Below are 5967 nucleotides of genomic sequence, written 5' to 3'. Positions count from 1 at the left end.
GTACGGTTCGGAGTTAGTAGTAGTTGATAGGTTTTTCCCATCGTCAAAGACTTGCTCAAACTGTGGTCACGTTCAAGATATGCCATTAAAATTAATCCGAAAACTACATATACTAAGACGTTATAGTTTTGATTCACAATATCTACTATATATAGTTTATTTGCGTAAGTTCTGATTTAATTAGACCTACCTACTTAGTTTTTACTCTCCATCGTCTACAGGTTTACTCATTCAAAGTTATATCCCACATTCCGCACGACAAAATGTAGTACACAAAGAGGGGGAAACTTGAGTAAGTATTTAGAAATCTGAAAAAAAAGCTCAAAGTGTAATTCTAGATATGAAGTGAAGATCAAAAAGAGGAGAAAATGTCAATAGAAGTTAGGAATATAGACCATCTAGGATTAGTAGCAGGAATTATTGATGAGATTGGTATAGAAAAGAAAATAAATCAACTATTAGGAGAAGAATTATCAGAAAAAATAACAGGGGGTCAAGTAGTCAAAGGAATGGTTTTAAATGGGTTAGGATTAGTTTCATCTCCACTATATTTATTGAGTAAATTTTTTGAGGGAAAAGCTATAGAGCATTTAATTGGCAAAGGAGTAAAAACAGAGTATTTTAATGATGATAAATTAGGTCTGGTATTAGATCAACTGTATGGCAGAGGATTAAATGATATTTTTATGTCTGTGGTGTTAGAAGCAGTGAAAATTTATGAGCTAGAAACAAATACAGTCCACCTAGACTCTACTTCATTTCATGTTCATGGAGATTATCACACAGATGAAGATGAATCTGAAGAAGATTTAGAACCCAAAACTATAAAAATTACTTATGGATATTCATCAGATAACTGACAGTCTTAAAACAATTTCTGATGGATTTAATTTGTACGAATGATGGAGATGTACCATTGTGGATGAGAATTGGTTCGGGAAATGAATCTGACCAAAAACAATTTGTGCAAGCCATGAAAGATTTCCAAAATCAGTTAAATTTAGACAGTTTAATGGTGGCAGATAGCGCTTGATCTCAATACGAAAACCTACAGTTATTAACAAATATTAGATGGTTAAGCCGAGTTCCTGTCCGTATAAAAGCAGCTCACAAGTTAGTTGAAGAAATAGATGAGTCGAATTTAAATCCCAGTCAGATTAAAGGATATAGATATCAAGAACTATCAAAAACCTAGGGAGGTATTCCACAGAGATGGTTAGTAGTCGAAAGTCAATTACGTCGAGAATCAGATTTGAAAAGCCTAGAGAAAAAAATCCAGAAAGAACGATTTGAAGTTGACAAAAAACTGCGCACTTTAAAATCGGAAAAATTTNTGAGTCGAATTTAAATCCCAGTCAGATTAAAGGATATAGATATCAAGAACTATCAAAAACCTAGGGAGGTATTCCACAGAGATGGTTAGTAGTCGAAAGTCAATTACGTCGAGAATCAGATTTGAAAAGCCTAGAGAAAAAAATCCAGAAAGAACGATTTGAAGTTGACAAAAAACTGCGCACTTTAAAATCGGAAAAATTTGCTTGTGTACCAGATGCAGAAACAGCAACCAGAAAGCTGTTAAAAAAATTTTTCTCTCACGAATTGAAAGAAATTAATTTTCAATCCGTAGGGTCAAAATCTGATACAGGTTTTCCTTATGCAGTTCAATTTGAAGTGGGCTTAAGAGAGTCAAAAATCTCACTAGAAAAAAAACGGGCAGGTAGATTTATATTAGCAACAAATGTCCTAGATAAAATTGAATTAACTACAGAAGAAATGTTGTCTAAATACAAGGGACAACAATCCGTTGAGAGAGGATTTAGATTTAAGGAAGACCCTAATCATTTTAACTGATAGTGTCTTCCTTAAATCTCCACATCGAATCGAAGCTTTAGGATTAATTATGGGCCTATGTTTATTAGTTTATACTTTAGGTCAACGTCAACTACGCCAAACTTTAAACCGAACTAAATCTACTGTAAAAAATCAATTGGGTCGTCCTACTAATAGGCCGACTTTACCCTCGATATTTCAATGTTTTCAGTCAATTCATTTATTAATTAATTCTGGAGTTAAGAGCATATCTAATCTCACTTATGAACCTTTAGAATTATTGAAGTTTTTTCCTCCCAGTTGTCAAAGATACTATCTGCTCAATTGAGAAACTTGAGACTAAAGCAGGTAAAGCACTAAAATAATTAACAATTGAATAGTAGTGTCAAATGAAAGCACTTGGCCATTATTTAAGATGGGAGTAGTCAAGTGATAGAGAGACTTTGGCAATTTTTGAATTGTCTATTGATGAGTTCCGGCAATTGATACCATTTTATTGATTTGCGTTGGCGGAGCAAGTGCGGCAGCTATATCGCCTCCTACCTCATACTATAAGTCTAAATACTTACTCAAGTTTCCCACTCTTTGTGTACTACATTTTGTCGTGCGGAATGTGGGTTATATCAATTTTATAAAATATTGTCATATTAAATTTACTACTATCTAGTAGCTAGAGCGGTATAGCTGAAATATCTTAATGAATAGTTTTGCAGATAATTGTAGTGTAAGTATACTTTTTTGAACAAAGTTGTTGAGAGTAGTCCCCATCTAAATCAAACATTTTAGCTGTAGTTAGCGAAACTAAGAAATAAACGGCAAGCATCCTTTTACTATCAACACCTGTAGAGAATATCTACAAAATCGGATAGATTTCAAAATGTGGACATACTTACGGGAATAGAAAGTTCTGCCGGATATTATAGAAAGAAAAATTTATAGCACTCACATCAATATTTATAAATTTGAAGGAACAATCATCTTGCATTTATAGACATAATTCTATACTCTATCCAAACCACTCTTAAGCTGAAAAAAATGTATGAGGATAAAACAATCTTTCACCTCTAACGGCAATTCTCAACCAGAGTTAGCCCATAATATACAAAAGTCATTAAGCAAGATTTGTGATAAAACGATAGAATCATAAGCCGTAGTATNATTCTATACTCTATCCAAACCACTCTTAAGCTGAAAAAAATGTATGAGGATAAAACAATCTTTCACCTCTAACGGCAATTCTCAACCAGAGTTAGCCCATAATATACAAAAGTCATTAAGCAAGATTTGTGATAAAACGATAGAATCATAAGCCGTAGTATCTGACAACATAATCTCAAAATTACCATGAATGACACAACCAACGAATTACTTGAAAATCTGCCCAGGGAGCAGAGAGTTGGGCAACTGCGCAACTTAATTGAAACCTTGCACATAGCTGATGAAGTGGCCAGTAAAGGCTATCTGATTACTAGCTCTGAGCTGGCAGATTTAATGGATATCAACGCCAGTGCAGTTACTAGCCGTGGAGACCATTGGGTATGGCGCAACTGGGTTGTATCTAGAGTCCGTCGTGAAGGAAACCAAAGTGCGATTCGTTTCTGCTAAAAGTTAGGGTCATATAGCACTATAGGCAATTGAGAATTTAGAATTTAGAATTCAGAAGTAATTCCTAACCCTCACACAGAGTATTTGAGAATTTAGAATTTAGAATTAATTTCTGAGGCTCGGAGGAGCATTTATCAAAAAAATTGGGTTTAAAACCCCGCCTTTTAAGGCGAAATGTTTTTGGAGCAGGGCATAAATCTCCTTGACAAAAACAACTTCTGACTTCTGACTTCGTTAAAAATGTCCTAACTAATTAACGTAGTGCTATAGTGCCAAAATGTGAGCAGAGTAAGGCCATTAGCCTTATAACTAAATGACCTTGGAGGTGAGATTCCTTCCGCCCAGGTGCGGGGTTGACAGCATCACCCCTACGGTAGCGACTAGCCATCAATCCGTAAAGCGGGGTGAAAAGGTGGTAAAACTAGCAGCTTAAGTTGGTTCCCATCGAGCAAAATACCCATTGGATAGCTATAGTGCGAAGATGTGAGTGAAGCGTCGTCACGTTCAACCAGTGAAATAAGCTGTGACACTGGGGCCAAAAGGCAAAGGATAGGGAGTTAGCGAGATTTGGTTCGACTAACAAGCACTTCCCGTAAACCCGGCGTAAAGCATCATCCTAAAGGTATATAAATAAGGTCATTTGGAACGAAGTAACCCATGAAAAACTCTTGAATTATTTAGCTAGTCAGCACTCAGCAATCAGCTTTCAGCTATGCTCGCCCTTATTTAGTTTTTAAGGATTAATAGCCGTAGTCAACTGATAACTGATAACTGATAACTGCTCAAGTAGGTGCTAACCGTATGTTTGATTGGGAGGGATTGTGTCAGAAGCAAAGGCCCTTAATTAATTTAATGGGATATGCAGACGGACACACGGTGATTTGGAATGTAGAGTTTGAGTAAGTAATATATATGTCTAATACGAGTTTAAAGACTACGGGGGAATGGAAGGAATGGCGCGAAATTAACTGGTCAAAAGTTGAGCGTCGAGTCTTCAAGTTACGGAAAAGAATCTACAGAGCCTCTCAACGTGGTGATGTTATTGCAGTTCGTAAGCTCCAAAAAACCTTGATAAATTCCTGGTATGGCAGGTTATTGGCAGTGCGTAGGGTTAGTCAAAGTAACCAGGGTGAGAAAACAGTAGGAGTTGGCGGTGTTAAATCATTGTCTCCAGAAAAATGTTTTGCCTTGGCTAAAGGATTAAAACTAAATAGCAAAGTTAAACCTATAAGAAGCACTGTTCAAGACCTTGCCTGGCAAATACTTGTCAAGATAGCTCTAGAAAACCAATGGGAAGCAAAGTTTGAATCTTATTGTTATGGGTTTAGACTAGGGGAATCATGTGGAGATGCGATAGAAGCAATTGTTAATTGTGTTAAGTTTCAGCCTAAATANAAGGATTAAAACTAAATAGCAAAGTTAAACCTATAAGAAGCACTGTTCAAGACCTTGCCTGGCAAATACTTGTCAAGATAGCTCTAGAAAACCAATGGGAAGCAAAGTTTGAATCTTATTGTTATGGGTTTAGACTAGGGGAATCATGTGGAGATGCGATAGAAGCAATTGTTAATTGTGTTAAGTTTCAGCCTAAATATTTACTTAAAGCTGACATAACTAAATGCTTTGAATGTCTCGACTATGAACGACTATTAAAAAAATTAGATACCTATCCCAGTTTACGCAAACAAATTCGAGTTTGGTTAAAAGATAGGAAAGAGTTGTTCTTAACAGATGAAGTTATTTCTCCACTACTGGTAAATATAGCTTTCCTTGGTATAGAAGAACAAATCAAACATTACACTGAAACACTTTTTATTAAGTGTCAAGGTTTAGGTTTGATTCGTTATGGAGGTAACTTGGTAGTAGCTCACGAAGATATTGAGGTAGTTCAAAAATGCCAAGATATAATTAGAGAATCTTTATCTGACTTATGTTGGGAATTAAAACCAAGTCAAATTACAATTTCTCACACATTATATATATGTGGTGAAGAAGAACCTGGATTTGATTTCTTGGGATTCAATATCAGACAATATGAGGTGAGTAAAAACCAAAGTAAGCTAGGTTTTCAAACCAAAATTAAACCAAGTGCGGAGAGTATTAGGAGTCATTATTGTCAAGTGGCTGAGGTGATAGATAAGCATAAGTCTGCGCCACAAGCTGCCTTAATCAGAAAACTCAATTCTATTGTTAAAAATTGGGTAAATTATTACTCAACATTTGTTAGTAAGAAAACCTTCCAGGATTTGGATAATTTAATATTCCAAAAACTCTGGGGTTGGGCAAAAAGAAGACACCCTAATAAAAATAATTTTTGGATTTGCCAAAAATATTGGCAAACTATAGGGGAAAACAAAAGGGAATTTTCTGGTATTGGCAAAAATGGTAGTCAAGTTAGATTATTGAGACACGCAGACTGGATTAATTGGAGCAAACAAAAAGCACTGAATATTTAATTCAAAAGATAAAAATAGGACTTACAAATGGATAATTGATAATTAATTAATAAAGAAATTGTGATTTCCTTATCTT

General features: G+C 35.3%; 6 protein-coding genes and 2 pseudogenes. All 8 read left to right on the top strand.

From position 1 onward, the window contains the following. Nucleotides 1-91, top strand: a pseudogene (locus tag AFK68_RS41735) (zinc ribbon domain-containing protein); the annotation flags it as partial. A 277-nt stretch (nucleotides 92-368) separates the two neighbouring features. Further along, nucleotides 369-860 (top strand): DUF4277 domain-containing protein, encoded by a 492-nt coding sequence (locus AFK68_RS14385; RefSeq protein WP_094673401.1) that lies wholly within the window; start codon nucleotides 369-371, stop codon nucleotides 858-860. A gap of 20 nt (nucleotides 861-880) precedes the next feature. Further along, a complete protein-coding gene (locus tag AFK68_RS36830; RefSeq protein ID WP_168186475.1) occupies nucleotides 881-1033 on the top strand; it encodes a hypothetical protein in 153 nt (50 codons plus the stop codon). A 371-nt stretch (nucleotides 1034-1404) separates the two neighbouring features. Continuing rightward, nucleotides 1405-1851 carry an IS1634 family transposase gene (locus AFK68_RS14380; protein WP_256386559.1) on the top strand — a complete coding sequence of 149 codons (447 nt, stop codon included), beginning with the start codon at nucleotides 1405-1407 and terminating at the stop codon, nucleotides 1849-1851. 49 nt (nucleotides 1852-1900) lie between these two features. Continuing rightward, nucleotides 1901-2158 carry a hypothetical protein gene (locus AFK68_RS14375; RefSeq protein ID WP_094673399.1) on the top strand — a complete coding sequence of 86 codons (258 nt, stop codon included), beginning with the start codon at nucleotides 1901-1903 and terminating at the stop codon, nucleotides 2156-2158. 1097 nt (nucleotides 2159-3255) lie between these two features. Next, nucleotides 3256-3435 carry a hypothetical protein gene (locus AFK68_RS14370; protein ID WP_246844191.1) on the top strand — a complete coding sequence of 60 codons (180 nt, stop codon included), beginning with the start codon at nucleotides 3256-3258 and terminating at the stop codon, nucleotides 3433-3435. Nucleotides 3436-4347: 912 nt separating this feature from the next. Next, nucleotides 4348-4829: pseudogene (locus AFK68_RS14365) on the top strand (reverse transcriptase N-terminal domain-containing protein); the annotation flags it as partial. 33 nt (nucleotides 4830-4862) lie between these two features. Further along, nucleotides 4863-5891, top strand: a complete 1029-nt coding sequence (locus tag AFK68_RS45205; protein ID WP_371357387.1) for a group II intron maturase-specific domain-containing protein — start codon at nucleotides 4863-4865, stop codon at nucleotides 5889-5891. The last annotated feature ends 76 nt before the right edge of the window (nucleotides 5892-5967 follow it).

This window comes from Hydrocoleum sp. CS-953, from assembly GCF_002260545.1.
GTDB lineage: Bacteria > Cyanobacteriota > Cyanobacteriia > Cyanobacteriales > Microcoleaceae > Trichodesmium.
This window is presented reverse-complemented; position numbering and strand designations above follow the sequence as displayed.